Below are 16,612 nucleotides of genomic sequence, written 5' to 3'. Positions count from 1 at the left end.
GCGCTCACCCCCGGGAGCCGGCCTGCTCCAGGGCCACCAGTTCGAACGCCGTCCTGCCGTCCAGCGACTCGCGGATGATGTCGGCGTGGCCGGCGTGCCGGGCCGTCTCGCGGATCAGGTGCAGGCAGAGCCAGCGCAGCGAGACGCGGCCCTCCGGCGGGAACCAGGGGTCGGGCGGCAGCGGGAAGGTGTCGTCCAGGCTGGGCGCGGAGCGGATGTACTCCTCCGTCTCGGCGGCCACCCGCTCCCAGTACGCCAGCTGCGAGGCGACCGTCTCGTCGCCGACCAGCTGGAAGGTCTCGTGCCAGTTCGACTCGTCGCGGCGCACCGCGGGCGGCTCCTGCCTGGCCCGGGCCAGCCAGCTCTGCTCCACCTCGGCGACGTGCTTGAGCAGCCCGCCCAGGGACAGCTCGCTGGCGCTCGGGCGGGTACGCGCCTGCTCCTCGGTCAGCCCGAGCAGCGCCCGGCGGATCCCGCCGCGCTGCTCCTCGATGAACGCGAGGAGCGCTCCCCGCTCGTCGCCCTTCGCCTCCGCCGGAACGTGCGTGACCATGGCGTGCCGCCTTTCGTCGGACCGTTCGCCGGGGACTGGCCCCCGACACCGACGACGCTACGGGCCAATGCGGTCAGATCCTGTCCGCATGGGCCCGCCGCACCGGAGAAAAGCCGGCCGCCGGAAGCGGCCGGGCAGGGGGCGGCGGGCAGGCCGACGCGGGCGTCGGGCAGGCGGACCCGGGCGCCTCGCGCCTCGCGGCGGGCGGCGGGCAGCGGGCAGCGGGCGGCGGGCAGCGGGCAGCGGGCAGCGGGCAGCGGGCAGCGGGCAGCGGGCAGCGGGCAGCGGCTAGAACGGGAAGCCGCTGCGGCCGTGCTGCACCGAGATCCACTTGACCGTGGTGAACGCCTCCAGGGTGGTCTCGCCGTTGAGACGGCCGACGCCGGAGTGCTTCTCGCCGCCGAACGGGACGATCGGCTCGTCGTGGACCGTGCCGTCGTTCACGTGGAACATGCCGGAGTCGATCCGCTTGGCGAAGGCCACGCCCCGCTCGATGTCACCCGTGTGGACGGCGCCGCTGAGGCCGTACGGGGTGTCGTTGACGATCCGGACCGCCTCCTCCTCGCCGTCGAACGGGACGAGGAAGACGACCGGTCCGAAGACCTCCTGCCTGAGCAGTGCGGAGTCGGCCGGGACGCCGGTCAGCACGGTGGGCTCGACCAGGTTGTCGGTCGTGGTGCCCCGCACCAGGGCGGTGGCGCCCTCGGCGAGCGCCTGCTCGACGGTGCCGGCGATCGCGCTCGCCTGCGCGGAGTTGATCACCGGGCCGATGACGGTCCGCGGGTCGCGCGGGTCGCCGACCTTGAGCGTGCGGACCTTGGCGACGAACTTCTCGGTGAACTCGTCGGCGACCGAGCGGTCCACCAGGACCCGGTTGGCGGCCATGCAGACCTGGCCCTGGTGCACGAACCGGCTGAAGACCGCCGCGTCGACCGCGTAGTCGACGTCGGCGTCGTCCAGGACCACCAGGGCGCTGTTGCCGCCCAGTTCGAGGATCGAGCGCTTGAAGTTGCGGGCGCAGACGGTGGCCACGTGCCTACCGACCTTGTCGGAGCCGGTGAAGGAGATGACCTTCGGGACGGGGTGCTCGATGAACGCGTCACCGATCTCGGCGATGTCGGTGACGACCACGTTGAGCAGCCCGCCGGGCAGTCCGGCGTCCTCGAAGATCTTCCCGAGCAGGGTGCCGCCGGCGATCGGGGTGTTCTGGTGCGGCTTGAGGACCACGGCGTTGCCGAGCGCGAGGGCCGGGGCGACCGACTTCAGCGACAGCAGGAACGGGAAGTTGAAGGGGCTGATCACGCCGACGACGCCGACCGGCACCCGGTAGACGCGGTTCTCCTTGCCCTCGGTCGGGGAGGGCAGGATCTTCCCCTCGGGGCGCAGCGCCAGGTGGATCGACTCGCGCAGGAACTCCTTGGCGAGGTGGAGCTCGAAGGCGGCCTTCACACGGGTGCCGCCCAGTTCCGCGATGATCAGGTCGGCTATCTCCTGCTCGCGGTCCTCTATCAGGCGCAGTGCCCGCTCGAAGACCGCGCGCCGGGTGTAGGCGTTGGTCTCGGCCCACTTCCTCTGGGCGCGGGCGGCCGCCCGGTAGGCCTGGTCCACCTCGTCGACCGTGGCCACGGTGATCGAGGCCAGCTTCTCGTCGTCGTACGGGTTGAAGTCGATGACGTCCCAGGAGCCGGTGCCCGGACGCCACTCGCCGTCGATGTACTGCTGGGCCAGGTCGGTGAAGTAGGACGACATGTGATCCCTCAATCGCTAGCGGACACCAGAACTGCGCCGGGTCTGATCGAACGTCATGGTACGTGCGATCAGGGGCAGTTGGGTCAGGAGAGCTGGAGGAGACCGCGGAGCACGTCCCGGCTCTCGCCGGGGCCGGGGCTGTCCTGCTGGAGCTCCTTCAGCGCCTGCTCGTACTGGGCGACGTCCTCACGCTTGTCCAGGTAGAGGGCGCTGGTCAGCTGCTCCAGGTAGACCACGTCGGACAGGTCCGCGTCCGGGAAGCTGAGGATCGTGAAGGCCCCGCTCTCACCGGAGTGCCCGCCGAAGCTGAAGGGCATCACCTGCAGCCGTACGTTGGGCCGCTCGGAGATGTCGATCAGGTGCTGGAGCTGCCCGCGCATCACCTCGCGGTCGCCGTAGGGGCGGCGCAGGGCGGCCTCGTCCAGGACGATGTGGAACTCGGGGGCGTTGTCGGACAGCAGGCACTTCTGCCGCTCCAGGCGCAGCGCGACCCGGCGTTCGACGTCGGCGGTGCTCGCGCCCTTCATGCCGCGCCGGACCACCGCGCGCGCGTACTCCTCGGTCTGGAGCAGGCCGTGCACGAACTGCACCTCGTAGACGCGGATCAGCGAGGCGGCGCCCTCCAGGCCCACGTAGGTGGGGAACCAGCTGGGCAGGACGTCGGTGTAACTGTGCCACCAGCCCGCCACGTTGGCCTCACGGGCGAGGGAGAGCAGCGACTCGCGCTCCGCCCCGTCGGTGATGCCGTAGAGCGTCAGCAGGTCTTCCACGTCTCTCGTCTTGAAGCTCACCCGGCCCAGCTCCATCCGGCTGATCTTCGACTCGGAGGCGCGGATCGAGTACCCCGCCGCCTCGCGCGTGATCCCCCGTGCTTCACGCAGTCGCCTGAGTTGCGAGCCGAGCAGCATGCGCCGCACCACCGATCCGGGCTCTCCCGCGCTCACGTTCGCCAGCCTCCCCAACCGTGTTTCAGGGCCCGAAGTCTGCCACTAAAACACTTCGAGCAGTACTCGTACGGTTACGGAAACGGAAAGAGCTCGGCCGTTTCTGTCACGCCTCGATCGGGAAGAGGTCCGGACCTCTGACAGGAGTGCTCCCGAGATGGCAGAAAAAATGGCCAAGAAGCGGTACGGGCAGGGCCATTTCGGTCGCGTGCACGTGCATCTGCCCTTGCATCTGCTCTGCGCATCCGAAACCATGGTGCCGCGCCACCGCTGCATCGCAACGACCGCGAATTCCCGGGAGTGCCTCGCATGGGGACGAATGGATCGACCATGCTCAAGCCGTTACGGCAGGGCCTTCCGCCGTTGGACCCCGCGGCCGTGTCCGATGCCGCCTCCTGCGCCCTCCCCGCCCGTTACGAGGCGGTGCGCGAGGCCCGGCGCTTCACCCGGAACACCCTGGACCAGTGGGACGTCGGCGAGCGTTTCGACGACGTGTGCCTCGTCGTCTCCGAACTCGTCACCAACGCCCTGCGCCACGCGGTGCCGGCCGACCAGGGCCGCACCGACGGGCGCGGTCCGTGTGTGCGGCTGCACCTGATGCGCTGGACCGAGCGGCTGGTGTGCGCGGTGCGCGACCCGAGCCACGAGACCCCGGTCCCGCGTGACTCCGACGACTTCTCCGCCGAGTCGGGCCGGGGGCTGTTCCTGGTCGACTCCTTCGCCGACAGCTGGGGCTGGCACCCGCTCGCCGGCACGCTGGAGGGCAAGGTGGTCTGGGCGCTGTTCCGCCTGAAAACGGCCGGCTGATCCGGCCGGGCACCGACGGCCGGCGTCCATCTACGCGCGTACACCCGTCGGTCCTCGCCCGCCCGGACACTCCCACCGGGTGCCCCGGCCGCCGGCGAGGCTCCGACATCGTTGCCACGGTCCGCCCCGGCCGGCCCGCCGCCGGTCAGCTCGCTATCAGGTGGTCGAACTCACCGTCCTTGACGCCCAGGAGCATCGCCTCGATCTCCGCGCGCGTGTAGACGAGCGCCGGCCCGTCCGGGAAGCGCGAGTTGCGCACGGCGACATCACCGCCGGGCAGGCGCGCGAACTCCACGCAGGAGCCCTGCGAGTTGCTGTGCCTGCTCTTCTGCCAGGCCACTCCGTCCAGCTGCGCGGCAGCCATGCCGTTGTACACGTCGTACCCCCCGTACACGCCGTCAACGTCGCGGTCCACGAGTCGCTCCCCGGTGGTGCACTGGCTGATGTGGCCATAGATGCTGTGGTCAACTGACCCGGATCATAACTCTGTTCACGTGCGCATGCATGAGCAGATGCACGTGCACGCGGGGTGCTCCTCCGGTTACAGCTTTGACGACCGCTTTACCCGAGCCGATCCAGTACGTGCCCGGGAGCAGGCAGGACATGACCCCGCCGGTCCCGGCCCATGATCGGGCGCTCCGTCATCCGAGCCGGATCGTCCGGATCGAACCCCTCGTGCACTAGGAAGAGACGCGTATCGCGCCCTTCGTGTTCCAGGGTCGGGGCGACGGCCCGGTCCGCAGGATTGGCCGGATCGGCGTCCGCCCACCGGAGGGACGGCATCCGCTCGATGCCGTAGGCCGGCACCCGCACCTCCACGGCACCCGGGAAGCGGGCGTCGGGACGCGGGACGGACGTCACCCGGTACCGGTGGCCGACCTCCGGCCGGTGCCGGAACACCTCGGCGCCCGGCATCGACCGGCGGGCGGGCGGGGCGGCCGCGAGGCGGTGGCCGAGCACCGCCCAAAGACGCGAGCGGCCTCCCGGAACACCCAGGGGTGTTCCGGGAGGCTCGGGCGGCGCATGGCGAACAGGCAGGCGGCCCCCCGCGCGTCAACCGCGGGAGATCGCCTGCCCGGAGTGTCTCACCTGCCGGAGTACGGCAGCAGTGCCATCTCCCGGGCGTTCTTGACCGCGCGGGCCAGCTGCCGCTGCTGCTGTGCCGTGACCCGGGTGACCCGGCGGCTGCGGATCTTGCCGCGGTCGGAGAGGAACTGCCTCAGCAGGTCGGTGTCCTTGTAGTCGATGTACGTGATCCCGGCCCGGTCCAGCGGGTTCGGGCGGCTCCGGGCGGGCGTGCGGTCGCTTCTGCGCGGCATCAGACCTCCAGCAGGGTGTCGAAGGCGGGCGGGAGTTGCCGCCAGGCGTCCCGTCCGGCGGCGTACTCGGCGTCGGTGAGCAGGCAGGACTCCAGCAGGTGCGTGAGTCCGTCGCGGTCGAGGGCGGGCGAGGTGAAGACGAGGTGGTTGCACCGGTCGCCGTGCTCGGGGTGCCAGTCCAGCGCGGCGGCGGCCCGGCGGACGGGCGGGACCATCTCCCAGGCGGCGTCCGGCAGCGCGGCGAGCCAGGGCCCCGCGCTCTCCACGCACAGCGCCCCGCCGGCCGCGTCCCAGTGCAGCAGCGTGTCCGCCTTGTCGGCGAGCCAGAACCGGCCCCGGCTGCGGGCGGCGGCGCAGGTCAGGTCCTCCAGCGCCGCGTAGAGCCGCTCGGGGTGGAAGGGCCGGCGGCGGCGCCAGACCATGGTGGCGACGCCGTGCCGGTCGGCCTCCTGGGGCAGCAGCGCGCAGGCCGGGTGCTGGGCGGCCGCGGCGGCCTCCACGTCGAACCCGGCCAGCGCGGCCGCGGCCAGGGGCCCGGGGGTGCCGGAGGGGCCCGCGGGCAGGACCCCGGGGGTGCCGGAGGGGCCCGCGGGCAGGGGCCCGGGGGTGCCGGAGGGGTCCGCGGCAGCGTTTTCGACTCCGCCACCCGCCCGGCCGCCGTGGCCGACCGGGACCCGGCGGGCCGTCGGATGGAGCTGCGCGAGCAGCTCGCGGTCCTCGTCGTCGGCCTCCGGGGAGTCGGCGACGGCGAGCACGGGGGCGTACTCCAGCTGCCGGGCGAAGGTGTCGGCGACCGTGCGCCGGTCGGTGGCGGCGGCCGCGAGCCCGGCGTCGGCGAGGTCGTCGCCGTTGCCGAGGTACGGCAGCACGAGCGCCGGGTCGACCGCGGTGATCACGGACGTGACGGTCAGACCGCCGGCCGCGATCACCTCGGCCATCGCCTTGGGCTCGACCGAGTCCCACAGCTCGACGATCGCGAGCCGCGTCGTGCCGGCCTCGGCGAGCCGGCGCAGCTCGGGCACCAGGTCCTCGCGCAGGGCGCAGCAGGCGCAGTCGGCGACCAGCGGCGTCTCGCCCGTGGACAGCAGGCCGTCGCGGTCACGCACCGTCCGTACGACCGTGCCGGCGGCGGCCGTGGCGAGGTCGTGGTGGAGGACGACGCCGCCCGGGACGTCGGCGAGCAGCCGGTCGACGGCCGCCCGGCGGGCGTCGGCGTGCAGTCCACCGACGATCACGACGGGGAGCATCAACCCTTCTTTCCGTACCGGCGCTCGAAGCGCTCCACGCGCCCGGCGGTGTCCAGCACGCGCGCGGTACCGGTGTAGAAGGGGTGGCTGGCGTTCGAGATCTCGACGTCCACGACCGGGTAGGTGTGGCCGTCCTCCCACTCGATCGTCCGGTCGCTGGTCATGGTCGACCGGGTCAGGAACGCGTAGTCCGCGGCACGGTCACGGAACACGACCGGCCCGTACTCGGGGTGGATGCCCTGGCGCATGGCGGTCAGCGCTCCTCTCGGAAGTCGACGTGCCGGCCGACGACCGGGTCGTACTTGCGCAGCGTCACGCGGTCGGGGTCGTTTCGGCGGTTCTTGCGGGTCACGTAGGTGTAGCCGGTGCCGGCGGTGGACCGGAGTCTGATGACCGGGCGGAGTTCGTTGCGTGCCATGCTGCTACCTTACTGAAAATGAATTCCATTAGCATCACTGACTGAGGAGAGCTGGATCACCATGTCCGCGCACTGCATGCTCACCGGGGCCCGGCCGGGCTTCGGCAACCGCATCTCCCACTCCCACCGGCGCACCTCCCGCCGTTTCGACCCGAATATCCAGACCAAGCGCTACTGGCTGCCCGGCGAGGGCCGGTACGTGCGGCTGCGGCTCAGCGCCAGGGCCGTCAGGACGGTGGACGCGATCGGCGTCGAGGCGGCCGTCGCCCGCATCCGCGCGCGGGGGGTGCGGGTCTGATGGCGACGCGCGTCCGCACGCGGGGAGTGAGGGGCTGATGGCGAAGAAGAGCAAGATCGCGAAGAACGAGCGGCGCAAGGAGACCGTCGCCCGGTACGCCGAGCGCCGGGCGGAGCTGAAGGAGATCGTCCGCCGCCCCTCCGGCAGCCCCGCCGAACGGCTCGCCGCCCAGCGGGAGCTGCGCGGGCAGCCACGGGACGCCAGCGCCACCCGGGTCCGCAACCGGGACCAGACCGACGGCCGCCCGCGCGGCTTCCTGCGCGCCTTCGGCCTGTCCCGGGTGAACCTGCGGGCACAGGCCCACCTCGGCCATCTGCCCGGGGTCCGGAAGGCCTCCTGGTAACTGCTGGTAGCTTGCGCTGCGGGCCGTCCGCAGAGGGCGGCCGGCCCGCTACCGCATGGGAGCTCGACGGTGACTGCTTCGACCGCGACGGAGGCCGCGTCCGCCCCGGGTACGGCGACCGCACCGACCGCCACGGGCCGCCCGTCGGGCCCGGGTACGGCGACCGCACCGACCGCCTCGGGCCGCCCGTCGGGCCCGGGTACGGCGACCGCACCGACCGCCACGGGCCGCGCGTCCGGAACGGGTGTGGCGGCCGCTTCGGCTCCGGGGCGCAGGTGGCGGGGCGCGGCGCCGGCCGTCTGCGCGCTGCTGGGCTCGCTGGCGCTGGCGGCGTGCGGCGGCGGGGGCGGTTCCGAGGACAAGGACGGCTCGTCGCCGACGCCCAGCGCGACCCCGTCGGCGAGCACCCCCTCCCCGGCCGTGACCGGTGCTTCGGCCGAGCTCCAGGGCAGCTGGATCACCACCGCCGGGGGGAAGATCGTGGCCCTGGTGATCACCGGGAGGGAGGCCGGGGTCTTCGCGACCGGCGGGACCGTGTGCAGCGGGACGGCGGGCGCCGAGGACGGCACCCGGATGATCCGCCTGACCTGCGCCGACGGCGGCAAGGACCGGACCGCCGGCACGGTCGACTCGGTGGACGGCGACACCCTGAAGGTGACCTGGTCGGGCAAGACGGGCCAGGAGACGTACACCAAGGCGGAGGGCGGCAAGCTGCCGTCGGGACTGCCGGGCTTCCCGAACGAGTGACGCGGCCGCCGGGCTCTCCCGGCAGTGGAGGAGACCGCCGTCGGGGCCGCTGGACCTCGCGGAACCGGTGACGCGGCGGCCGTCGGGGCCGCTGGACTTTCCCGGACCGGTGACGCGGCGGCCGGGAAGCGTGCCTCGTCCGGAGGGGCGCGCGAGCGGGCCGGGACCGTACGGGCCATGATGCTGGAGCACCGTCACGACATCGACAGGAACCAGCCCATGCGCGCCCTTCCGCTCACCGTCACCGCCCTCGCCGCCGCCCTCGCCCTGACCGCCTGCGACAACGGTGGCTCGGGCGGGGACAAGAACGGCTCCGCCTGCGAGATCGGCGACCTCTCGGTGCAGGTGGGGCCGGCGAGCGTGGCTCCGGCGGCCGGTGACACGGGCGAGGTGCCGGTCAGCATCACCAACCAGACCGCGGCGTGCACCCTGGACCGGTTCCCCCGCGTGCTGCTGGAGTCCGGCCGCACCGAGACCCCGCTGTCGCCGCAGCAGGGCGCGAAGCCCCAGAAGATCGAGCTCGCCAAGGGGGACTCCGCGTCCTTCACCATCACCTACGTGCGCGGTGCGGCGGGTGACGGGAGCAGCCTGGAGGCGACGGCCGTGAAGATCGCCTTCCCCGGCTCCGACACCACCCGCGCATACCCGTGGAAGTACGGCCCGGTGGCGGGCAAGGGCGCGGCGGACAAGCCGGACGCCTCGGTCAGCGCCTTCCAGCGGGCCGGCGACTGATCACCGTCCCGGCCGGCTCACTCCAGCCGTGGCCGGGCTCTGACCTGGGCGCGGTCCGCCGCGCGTGCGCCCTCCGTCCAGCCGGCCGCGTCGCCGGCCCCGCGCAGCCGGGTCGTGGTGGTCTCCGGGAACATGCGCTCCAGCCGACTGGTGACGGCCACCGCGCGCGTGGCCAGCACCGGCAGCAGGTCCTGGGTCACCTGGGTCTCGGCGGCGGCCGCGAGCCGGTCGCCCACGCGGTGGGCGTACGCCGCGAGGAAGGACTGCCGGAAAGTCTTGGTCCGCTTGCGCCCGCCCGCGCGCTGGGCCGCTTCCGCCTTGGCCATCGCGTGCGTGGCCTGCACCAGCAGCGAGGTGTAGAGCAGCTCGACCGCCTCCAGGTCGGCCTCGAAGCCGACGACCGTGGAGAAGCCCAGCGGTTCGTTCCACACCGCGCGGCAGTGGTTCGCCGTGGCCACCGCGTCCAGCAGGACGGCCTTGGCCTGCTCGTACGGCGGCTCGACCCCGATGCGGCAGGCACCGGGCGAGTCCGGCGCGGGCGCCTCGGCGGCGAGCAGCGCCTCGTCGACGCTGTGCCGGGCCATCAGCTCCTGGGCCTTGGCGCTGAGCGCCTCCGCCTCCTCCGGATAGCTAGTCGCCTCGGCCTTGGCGAGCAGCGCCCGGATCCGGGTGAGCATGCGCGAGGCGGCCGGACCGTGCTCCCGGCGGGGCTCCTCCAGCGGCTCCAGCGGGGGCAGGCGCAGCAGCAGGCGGTACAGCTCCAGGACGGCGGTGGCGTGCGAGAAACGGTCGCCCCCGCGTGCAGGGCCCTCCGGCAGGGCCTCGACCTGGGCGGCCCACCGGCGCCCGCGCGGACGGTCCCGCCCGGTCTGCGCGCGGATCAGCCCGGCGGCGAGCCGTACGTGCACGTCGTCCAGCTCCCGCCGGACGAGCCGTACGACGTCGGCGGGCTGCCAGCCGCGCCGCCAGGCCGTCGCGACGAACTCCTCACCCCGCCGCACCAGTTCGGCGTCGGCGCCGGGATCGGCGGCGAGCAGGGAGGCGCCCGTGTCGAGTCCGGTGTCGGTGTCGTCGTACAGGGCGGCCCGGAAGGCCCGCTCGACGGTGCTCGCAGTGCTGGTCACGCCCTCGATCGTGCCACGCACCCCCGACACCGGGCCGGGCCGTCCACACCCTGTGGACAAAGCGGCGGCCGGGCGCGTCCGGGACATCACCAACCACTGTCAACCGACAGTTGACACCCCCGGGGGGCGCAACCTACGGTTGACAGTATGGCGACCAACGCAGATTTCACGGCATCCGTGCGCCTCGACGACCTCATCGAGGCGATCAAGAAGGTTCACAGTGAACCCCTCGAACAGCTCCAGGACGCGGTCATCGCCGCCGATCACCTCGGTGACGTGGCCGACCACCTCATCGGCCACTTCGTCGACCAGGCCCGGCGGTCGGGCGCGTCCTGGACCGACATCGGACGGAACATGGGCGTGACCCGGCAGGCGGCACAGAAGCGGTTCGTGCCCAAGGAGTCCGCCGACCTCGACCCCGGCCAGGGATTCAGCCGCTACACGCCCCGCGCCCGGCAGGTGGTCGCGGCCGCACACGACGAGGCGCTGGCCGCCCGCAGCACCGAGGGCCGCACCGAGCACCTGGTACTCGGCCTGCTGACCGAGCCGGAGGGCCTGGCCGCGAAGGCGATCACCGCACAGGGCGTCCCGCTGGACGCCGTGCGCGAGGCCGCGACCGCCGGGCTCCCGCCCGCCGCCGACGACGCCCCCGGCCTCGTCCCCTACGGCCCCGAGGCCAAGAAGGTCCTCCAGCTCACCTTCCGCGAGGCTCTCCGCCTCGGCCACAACTACATCGGCACCGAACACATCCTGCTCGCCCTGCTGGAGCACGAGAACGGACACGGCGTCCTCAGCGGTCTCGGCATCACCAAGGCGGCCACCGAGGAGTACGTCGCCGAGGTGCTGGCGCTGCTGCTCGACCAGACAGCCGGTGCGGGCGGTGAGCAGGAGCAGAACCGCGGATAGAACCGCAGGTCGGGGCGATTGTCAGACCCCCCTGCCAGACTCGCTGTCATGACCGACCGGTGGGCGCTCGCACCGGCCGAGGACGGTGGCGTGGACGTCGCCCCCCTCGGCCCGGACGGGCTGCCCGCCGGGCCGGTGCGGCGGGAGAGCGATCTCGCCGGGGCGGTGCGGAGCCGCCCGGAGGTGACACGCTGGGTGTGGCGGTCGACCCCCGAGGTCTATCCGCGTCTGCTCGCCACGGGGGTGCGAGTGGAGCGGTGCTACGACATCGAGGACGCCGAGACACTCCTGCTGGGCCACGAGGGCCGGTACGGCGAGCCACGCTCGGCCGCCGCCGCCCTGGCCCGCCTCCGAGGCGGCCCCGTGCCACCCGATCCGCCGCAGCGCGCCGCCCAGCCGGGCGCACAGTCCCCCCTGTTCGAACCGTCCGGCGCCCACCTGCCGCTGTCCGACCTCCTCGCGGTCTACGCCGACCAGCTGCGGCGGCACGAGAAGACCGCCCACCCCGACCGGATGCGCCTGCTGACCGCCGCCGAGTCGGCCGGGATGCTGGTGGCCGCCGAGATGAACCACGCGGGCCTACCCTGGAGCGCCGCAGTCCACCGCGAGCTGCTGCACGACCTGCTCGGCGAGCGGTACGCGGGCGGCGGCGAGCCGCGCCGCCTCGCCGAGCTGGCCGACGAGGTGTCCGCGGCCTTCGGGCGCCGGGTGCGGCCCGACCTGCCCGCCGACGTGATCAAGGCTTTCGCGCAGGCCGGGATCAAGGTGAAGTCCACCCGCCGCTGGGAGATCCAGTCCGTCGACCACCCCGCGGTGGCGCCCCTGCTGGCGTACAAGAAGCTGTACCGCATCTGGGTGGCGCACGGCTGGTCCTGGCTGCAGGACTGGGTGCGCGACGGCCGTTTCCGCCCCGAGTTCCTCGCCGGTGGCACGGTCACCGGCCGCTGGGTGACGAACGGCGGGGGCGGCCTCCAGATCCCCAAGGTGATCCGCCGGGCCGTCGTCGCCGACCCCGGCTGGCGGCTGGTGGTGGCCGACGCGGACCAGATGGAGCCCCGCGTGCTGGCCGCGATCTCCCGCGACCCCGGCCTGATGGAGGTGGCGGGCCGGGAGAGCGACCTCTACCAGTCCGTCTCCGACCGCGCCTTCTCCGGCGACCGCGACCAGGCCAAGATCGCCGTGCTCGGCGCGATCTACGGCCAGACCTCGGGGGACGGCCTGAAGAACCTCGCCGCGCTCCGCCGCCGCTTCCCGCAGGCCGTGGCCTACGTCGACGAGGCCGCCCGCGCCGGCGAGGAGGGCCGGCTGGTGCGCACCTGGCTGGGCCGCACCTGCCCGCCGGCCGCCGGAGCGGGCGAGGAGGCGGCGGAGGAGGCGGGCATCCCGGTCGGCGAGGAGGGCCCGGAGGGCCAGGCCGGCTGGGCTCCCGGACACGCCTCCGGCAGCTCCCGCGCGCGCGGCCGCTTCGCGCGGAACTTCGTCGTCCAGGGCAGCGCCGCCGACTGGGCCCTGCTGCTGCTCGCCGCGCTGCGCCGGGCCTGCGCGGGGCTCCGGGCCGAGCTGGTCTTCTTCCAGCACGACGAGGTGATCGTGCACTGCCCGGCCGAGGAGGCCGGCACCGTCGTCGAGGCCATCCGCGAGTCCGCCGCCCTCGCCGGACGGCTGACCTTCGGCCGGACACCGGTGCGGTTCCCGTTCAGCACCGCGGTGGTGGAGTGCTATGCCGACGCCAAGTGAGCGGTGCCCGCCGGTGGTTCAGCCGCCCGCGCCCGCGTCCCGTCCCGTGGCCGAGCCGCCCTCCAGCAGCGTGCGCAGCTCGGTCAGGACCGCCTGCGCGTCCGTTCCGTCCAGCGCCGCGCACGCCCGGCGCCAGGCATCCCGCGCCTCCGCCTCCCGTCCCCGCCCGCGCAGCAGCAAGCCGTGCTGGTGCAGAGCCAGCCCGCCCATGTAGCGGTCGGCGCGGGCGTCGGCCCCGCGCAGCAGTTCGGCGCACTCGCCGGCCGCCCGCTCGGCCTGCCCGAGCCGGCGCAGCGCGCGGACCAGGCCGAGCCGGGTCTGGGACTCGCCGTGCCAGTCGCCGTGGCCGCCGAGGATGCGCAGACTCTCCTCGAAGTGCCGGGCGGCGGCGGCCGGTTCGTCGAGGCTGAGATGGGCGTAGCCGATGTTGCAGTGCGCGGAGTGCTGCACGATGACCGCGCCGATCGCGTCCCCGATCGCCAGCGAGCGCCGGTGCTGCTCGATGGCGGCGCGCGGGTCGGTGTGCTCGTAGAGGTTGCCGAGGTGGCTATGGGTGACGGCCTCGCCGTGGGGGTCGTTCAGCAGCCGCGAGTAGGCGAGGCTCTGCCGCAGCGCCTCCCCCGACTCCTCGAACCGGCCGAGCCCCTCCAGCAGCAGCCCGCGGTTGTTCAGACAGCGCCGGATGCGGGAGGCCGTGCCCAGCCGCCCCCAGATCTCCAGGGCCCGGTCGGTCAGGGCCAGGGCGTCGTTCTGCCGGCCGGTCAGGAAGTACAGGCCCGAGAGGTCGCCCAGCGCGTACGCCTCGGCCGCCGGGTCGCCGAGCCGCCGCGCCGCATCGAGCGCGGCCCGCCCCAGCACCTCCATCTCGGCGACCCGGCCACCGCGCTGCACGTACGGGAAGAGCAGCCGGGCGAGCGCGGAGAGAGCGGCCGCGGTGGGCGCGTCCTCGGTGCCGGCGTTCCGTGCCACCAGGGCGACGACGTTCTCCAGTTCCACCTCGCCCCAGGCGAAGGCGTCCTCGGCCGATTCGAAGGGCGCGAGGGCGGCCACCTCCGCGGCGTGCCCGGCCGGCTGCGCGGCGGTCGGCCGCCGCCGGTCGTCCTGGTCGAGCCCGGGCTCCACGACGGCCTCCAGCACCCGCTCGGCCATGGCGGCGTACCAGCGCAGGGCGGTGAGGTCGGGGCTGCCGGCGGTGCCGGTGCCGGCGTCCGCCAGTTCGCGGGCGAAGTCGCGGACCAGGTCGTGGGGGGCGTAGCGGCCGTAGGCGGTCTCCTCCAGGAGGGCCACGTCGACCAGGCGGTCCAGGGCGGCCTCGGCGCGCCGCTCGCCGATGCCGGTGAGGCGGGCGATCAGGGAGGCGCCGTAGGCCGGCAGGTCGAGCGCGCCGATGTGCCGCAGGGCGAGGGCCGCGTCCCGGTCGGCCTCGCGCTCGGCGGCGGCGAGCGCGTCGTGGGCGACCGCCAGGGAGCGGCGGACGCTCAGGTCGTCGTACTCCAGGTGGCGCAGGCGTCCGCCCGTGTCCGCCAGCTGGGCGGCGAGGACGTCCGGGGTGAGGGCGCGGCGGGCGGCCAGCCGGGCGGCCACCACGCGCAGCGCGAGCGGGAGCCGGCCGGTCAGCTCCACCAGCGCGTGGCCGGCGTCCAGTCCCGCGCGTCCGCTCACCGCGCGTAGCAGGGCGGCGCTGTCCTCACCGGTCAGCGGGGACAGCGGGAAACGCCGGGCGCCGTCGAGCGCGGTGAGCGGTGAACGGCTGGTGACGATCACCGCGCAGCCGGGCCCGGCCGGCAGCAGGGGCCGTACCTGGGCCGCGTTCGCCGCGTCGTCCAGCACCAGCAGGATGCGGGCGGGCGCGAGCAGCGAGCGGAGCAACGCGGCCGCCGCGTCCAGGTGTTCGGGGATGTTGCGCGGCTCGGTACCGAGGTCGCGCAGCAGCGCGGCCAGCGCCTGGGTCGCGGTCATCGGGGTCCTGCCGGGCGTGGCACCGTGCAGGTTGACGTAGAGCTGGCCGTCGGTGAAACGTTCCCTCAGCTCATGGGCGACGTGCAGGGCGAGCGCGCTCTTGCCGACGCCCGCCATACCGCTGATCACCGCGACGCCGGAGGCCGGGGCGGGCGCCTCGGTCAGCGCGCGCCGCAGCTCACGGCGTACGTCGGAGCGGCCGGTGAAGTGGCCCGGCGGGGCCGGCAGCTGGGCCGGACGCGGAGTCTGCCGCGCGGGGGCCGGTCCGTCAGGGGCCGGTCCGTCAGGGGCCGGACCGTCAGGGGCCGGACCGTCAGGGGCCGGACCGTCAGGGTCCGGACCGTCAGGGTCCGGACCGTCAGGGGCCGGTCCGTTGCCGGCCTGCGCAGGCGCCGAGGACGCCGAGGACGCGGCTGACCCGGGGCCCGCCAGCGGCGCGGGGGCCACGGGCGCCTCGGATGTCCCGTGGGCTTGGGAGGACGCGGAGGCCCCGTGAACGTCGGAGGGCGCGGACGTCCCGGAAGCGTGGGAGGGCGCGGAGCCCCCGGAAGCGCCGGAAGTCGCGGGGGCCTCCCCCGCCGCGGAAGCCGCGGAGTCCGCGGGCGTGCCGGTCGTCGCGGGGTCACCGGTGCCGCCGTCCGGCACGTCGCTCACCCGCCGGGACCGCGCGTCCTGGCCGGCCGGCCCCCGGTCGCCGTGCTCCGCGTCCCGACGCCGCCGCTCGCCGCTCCCCCGCAGCACCTCCACGTGCGCGTCACGGACCGACGGGCCGGGTTCGACGCCGAGTTCCTCCAGCAGGCGGGCCCGCAGGTCCCGGTGGACGGCGAGGGCCTCGGCCTGGCGGCCGGTGCGGTGCAGGGCGAGCATCAGCTGACGGTGGTACGCCTCGCGCAGCGGATACTCCGCGACCAGCGCCGCAAGCTCGGGCACGAGCGCGGCCGGGCGTGCTCCGCCGAGGGCGAGTTCGGCGTCGTAGCGCCACTCCAGCAGGAGCAGCCGGGCCTCCTCCAGGCGCTGCACGAGGGCGTAGCCGCCGATGTCCGCGGGGAGCCCGCTGAGCGGGGTACCGCGCCAGAGGGCGAGCGCGGCGGTGCAGGCCCGTACGACGCCGGGCCAGTCCCGCCGGGCGTGCGCGGCCCGCGCCTCGGCGACCCGGACGTCGAAGACGTGCACGTCCAGCTCGCCGTGGTCCACGCGCAGCAGGTATCCCGGGGGTACGGCCCTGAGCCGCTCGGGGTCGTCCAGCAGACGGCGCAGCCGGGCGACGTGGTTGTGCAGGGACGCCTGTGCCGACACGGGCGGCGCGCCGCCCCACAGCGCGTCCTTCAGCGACTCGACCGACACGACCCGGCCCGCCTCCAGCAGCAACGCGGCCAGCAGCACACGGACCTTGGGGCTGCCGATGGCCCGTACGCCGTTGTCGCGGGGGTCGTCACCGGGCTGCTCGGCGGAGCGGCCGGGGGAGGCGGGGCAGAAGGGACGGCCGTAAGCGGCGGAGGAGCTCTTGCCGCCCCCGGCGCAGGACCGCCCGCCGGAGGCGGGGTACGCGCCGGAGGGGCCGTGGGAGGGTCCGTAGGAAGTGCCGTGGGAGGGGCCGTAGGAAGTGCCGTGGGGAACGTCGTGGGAGGTGCCGTCCCAGGGGTCGTACGAAATCCCGTACTGCGACCGGTCGTAGAGGACCGGCGGTCCCAGCAGTCCGAAGCGCAGCTCGCACCGCCGCATCACGCCG

At 74.1% G+C, this 16,612-nt stretch carries 18 protein-coding genes; 7 read left to right on the top strand and 11 right to left on the bottom strand.

What is annotated here, in order from left to right; genetic code table 11:
* Window positions 1-4: 4 nt before the first annotated feature.
* From ABZ576_RS17350 to ABZ576_RS17340, 3 genes are all read right to left on the bottom strand, one after another.
* Entirely contained in the window at window positions 5-553 is a 549-nt protein-coding gene (locus tag ABZ576_RS17350) for a DinB family protein (RefSeq protein ID WP_360740996.1), read from the bottom strand.
* A 288-nt stretch (window positions 554-841) separates the two neighbouring features.
* Window positions 842-2,302: an aldehyde dehydrogenase family protein gene (locus ABZ576_RS17345; RefSeq protein WP_360740994.1), complete on the bottom strand. Its 1,461-nt coding sequence runs from the start codon at window positions 2,300-2,302 to the stop codon at window positions 842-844.
* An 83-nt stretch (window positions 2,303-2,385) separates the two neighbouring features.
* Entirely contained in the window at window positions 2,386-3,210 is an 825-nt protein-coding gene (locus ABZ576_RS17340; protein WP_360741125.1) for a helix-turn-helix transcriptional regulator, read from the bottom strand.
* A gap of 366 nt (window positions 3,211-3,576) precedes the next feature.
* Here ABZ576_RS17340 and ABZ576_RS17335 point away from each other — a divergent pair, with 366 nt between their 5' ends.
* Window positions 3,577-4,053 (top strand): ATP-binding protein, encoded by a 477-nt coding sequence (locus tag ABZ576_RS17335; protein WP_360740992.1) that lies wholly within the window; start codon window positions 3,577-3,579, stop codon window positions 4,051-4,053.
* 145 nt (window positions 4,054-4,198) lie between these two features.
* Here ABZ576_RS17335 and ABZ576_RS17330 read toward each other — a convergent pair whose 3' ends face one another.
* From ABZ576_RS17330 to rpmG, 6 genes are all read right to left on the bottom strand, one after another.
* Window positions 4,199-4,468 carry a DUF397 domain-containing protein gene (locus tag ABZ576_RS17330; protein ID WP_360740990.1) on the bottom strand — a complete coding sequence of 90 codons (270 nt, stop codon included), beginning with the start codon at window positions 4,466-4,468 and terminating at the stop codon, window positions 4,199-4,201.
* 146 nt (window positions 4,469-4,614) lie between these two features.
* Window positions 4,615-5,013, bottom strand: coding sequence for an SRPBCC domain-containing protein (locus ABZ576_RS17325; protein ID WP_360740988.1), 399 nt, complete (start codon window positions 5,011-5,013; stop codon window positions 4,615-4,617).
* Between the two features lie 125 nt (window positions 5,014-5,138).
* Window positions 5,139-5,372 (bottom strand): 30S ribosomal protein S18, encoded by a 234-nt coding sequence (gene rpsR / locus ABZ576_RS17320; RefSeq protein ID WP_360740986.1) that lies wholly within the window; start codon window positions 5,370-5,372, stop codon window positions 5,139-5,141.
* On the bottom strand, window positions 5,372-6,619 hold the full coding sequence (locus ABZ576_RS17315; RefSeq protein WP_360740983.1) for a GTP-binding protein: 1,248 nt from the start codon (window positions 6,617-6,619) through the stop codon (window positions 5,372-5,374). The genes rpsR and ABZ576_RS17315 overlap by 1 nt, the downstream gene beginning before the upstream one ends.
* The gene (locus tag ABZ576_RS17310; RefSeq protein ID WP_360740981.1) at window positions 6,619-6,867 is read right to left on the bottom strand and encodes a type B 50S ribosomal protein L31; all 249 of its coding nucleotides are present in this window, start codon (window positions 6,865-6,867) and stop codon (window positions 6,619-6,621) included. Before ABZ576_RS17310 ends, ABZ576_RS17315 begins: the two co-directional genes overlap by 1 nt.
* A 5-nt stretch (window positions 6,868-6,872) precedes the next feature.
* A complete protein-coding gene (gene rpmG, locus ABZ576_RS17305; RefSeq protein WP_360740979.1) occupies window positions 6,873-7,037 on the bottom strand; it encodes a 50S ribosomal protein L33 in 165 nt (54 codons plus the stop codon).
* 61 nt (window positions 7,038-7,098) lie between these two features.
* On the opposite strand from rpmG, the gene rpmB reads away from it, so the two are divergent.
* The 4 genes from rpmB (at window position 7,099) to ABZ576_RS17285 (ending at window position 9,157) form a co-directional block, all read left to right on the top strand.
* The gene (gene rpmB, locus ABZ576_RS17300; protein WP_360740977.1) at window positions 7,099-7,335 is read left to right on the top strand and encodes a 50S ribosomal protein L28; all 237 of its coding nucleotides are present in this window, start codon (window positions 7,099-7,101) and stop codon (window positions 7,333-7,335) included.
* Between the two features lie 37 nt (window positions 7,336-7,372).
* Complete coding sequence (rpsN, locus tag ABZ576_RS17295; protein ID WP_360740975.1) at window positions 7,373-7,678, top strand: 30S ribosomal protein S14; 306 nt, start codon at window positions 7,373-7,375, stop codon at window positions 7,676-7,678.
* A 69-nt stretch (window positions 7,679-7,747) separates the two neighbouring features.
* Window positions 7,748-8,425 carry a hypothetical protein gene (locus ABZ576_RS17290; protein WP_360740973.1) on the top strand — a complete coding sequence of 226 codons (678 nt, stop codon included), beginning with the start codon at window positions 7,748-7,750 and terminating at the stop codon, window positions 8,423-8,425.
* Between the two features lie 219 nt (window positions 8,426-8,644).
* A complete protein-coding gene (locus tag ABZ576_RS17285; RefSeq protein ID WP_360741123.1) occupies window positions 8,645-9,157 on the top strand; it encodes a DUF4232 domain-containing protein in 513 nt (170 codons plus the stop codon).
* Between the two features lie 17 nt (window positions 9,158-9,174).
* Here ABZ576_RS17285 and ABZ576_RS17280 read toward each other — a convergent pair whose 3' ends face one another.
* The gene (locus ABZ576_RS17280; RefSeq protein WP_360740971.1) at window positions 9,175-10,281 is read right to left on the bottom strand and encodes a DUF2786 domain-containing protein; all 1,107 of its coding nucleotides are present in this window, start codon (window positions 10,279-10,281) and stop codon (window positions 9,175-9,177) included.
* Window positions 10,282-10,428: 147 nt separating this feature from the next.
* On the opposite strand from ABZ576_RS17280, the gene ABZ576_RS17275 reads away from it, so the two are divergent.
* Both ABZ576_RS17275 and ABZ576_RS17270 read left to right on the top strand, forming a co-directional pair.
* Window positions 10,429-11,187 (top strand): Clp protease N-terminal domain-containing protein, encoded by a 759-nt coding sequence (locus tag ABZ576_RS17275; RefSeq protein WP_360740969.1) that lies wholly within the window; start codon window positions 10,429-10,431, stop codon window positions 11,185-11,187.
* 48 nt (window positions 11,188-11,235) lie between these two features.
* Window positions 11,236-12,924 (top strand): bifunctional 3'-5' exonuclease/DNA polymerase, encoded by a 1,689-nt coding sequence (locus ABZ576_RS17270; RefSeq protein ID WP_360740967.1) that lies wholly within the window; start codon window positions 11,236-11,238, stop codon window positions 12,922-12,924.
* Between the two features lie 18 nt (window positions 12,925-12,942).
* On the opposite strand, the gene ABZ576_RS17265 is transcribed toward ABZ576_RS17270, so the two are convergent.
* Window positions 12,943-16,605: a BTAD domain-containing putative transcriptional regulator gene (locus tag ABZ576_RS17265; protein ID WP_360740965.1), complete on the bottom strand. Its 3,663-nt coding sequence runs from the start codon at window positions 16,603-16,605 to the stop codon at window positions 12,943-12,945.
* Between the last annotated feature and the right edge of the window lie 7 nt (window positions 16,606-16,612).

The sequence above is a fragment of the Streptomyces sp. NPDC013455 genome, assembly GCF_040632975.1.
Lineage (GTDB): Bacteria > Actinomycetota > Actinomycetes > Streptomycetales > Streptomycetaceae > Streptomyces.
The sequence above is the reverse complement of the archived record's forward strand: the minus strand, read 5'-3'. Positions and strand labels throughout refer to the sequence as shown.

Bases quoted from the DNA above. Each gene is read 5' to 3' on its own strand.
- ABZ576_RS17350 (WP_360740996.1), bottom strand. From the start codon at position 553: ATGGTCACGCACGTTCCGGCGGAGGCGAAGGGCGACGAGCGGGGAGCG.
- ABZ576_RS17345 (WP_360740994.1), bottom strand. From the start codon at position 2,302: ATGTCGTCCTACTTCACCGACCTGGCCCAGCAGTACATCGACGGCGAG.
- ABZ576_RS17340 (WP_360741125.1), bottom strand. From the start codon at position 3,210: ATGCTGCTCGGCTCGCAACTCAGGCGACTGCGTGAAGCACGGGGGATC.
- ABZ576_RS17335 (WP_360740992.1), top strand. From the start codon at position 3,577: ATGCTCAAGCCGTTACGGCAGGGCCTTCCGCCGTTGGACCCCGCGGCC.
- rpsR (WP_360740986.1), bottom strand. From the start codon at position 5,372: ATGCCGCGCAGAAGCGACCGCACGCCCGCCCGGAGCCGCCCGAACCCG.
- ABZ576_RS17315 (WP_360740983.1), bottom strand. From the start codon at position 6,619: ATGCTCCCCGTCGTGATCGTCGGTGGACTGCACGCCGACGCCCGCCGG.
- ABZ576_RS17310 (WP_360740981.1), bottom strand. From the start codon at position 6,867: ATGCGCCAGGGCATCCACCCCGAGTACGGGCCGGTCGTGTTCCGTGAC.
- rpmG (WP_360740979.1), bottom strand. From the start codon at position 7,037: ATGGCACGCAACGAACTCCGCCCGGTCATCAGACTCCGGTCCACCGCC.
- rpmB (WP_360740977.1), top strand. From the start codon at position 7,099: ATGTCCGCGCACTGCATGCTCACCGGGGCCCGGCCGGGCTTCGGCAAC.
- rpsN (WP_360740975.1), top strand. From the start codon at position 7,373: ATGGCGAAGAAGAGCAAGATCGCGAAGAACGAGCGGCGCAAGGAGACC.
- ABZ576_RS17285 (WP_360741123.1), top strand. From the start codon at position 8,645: ATGCGCGCCCTTCCGCTCACCGTCACCGCCCTCGCCGCCGCCCTCGCC.
- ABZ576_RS17275 (WP_360740969.1), top strand. From the start codon at position 10,429: ATGGCGACCAACGCAGATTTCACGGCATCCGTGCGCCTCGACGACCTC.
- ABZ576_RS17270 (WP_360740967.1), top strand. From the start codon at position 11,236: ATGACCGACCGGTGGGCGCTCGCACCGGCCGAGGACGGTGGCGTGGAC.
- ABZ576_RS17265 (WP_360740965.1), bottom strand. From the start codon at position 16,605: ATGCGGCGGTGCGAGCTGCGCTTCGGACTGCTGGGACCGCCGGTCCTC.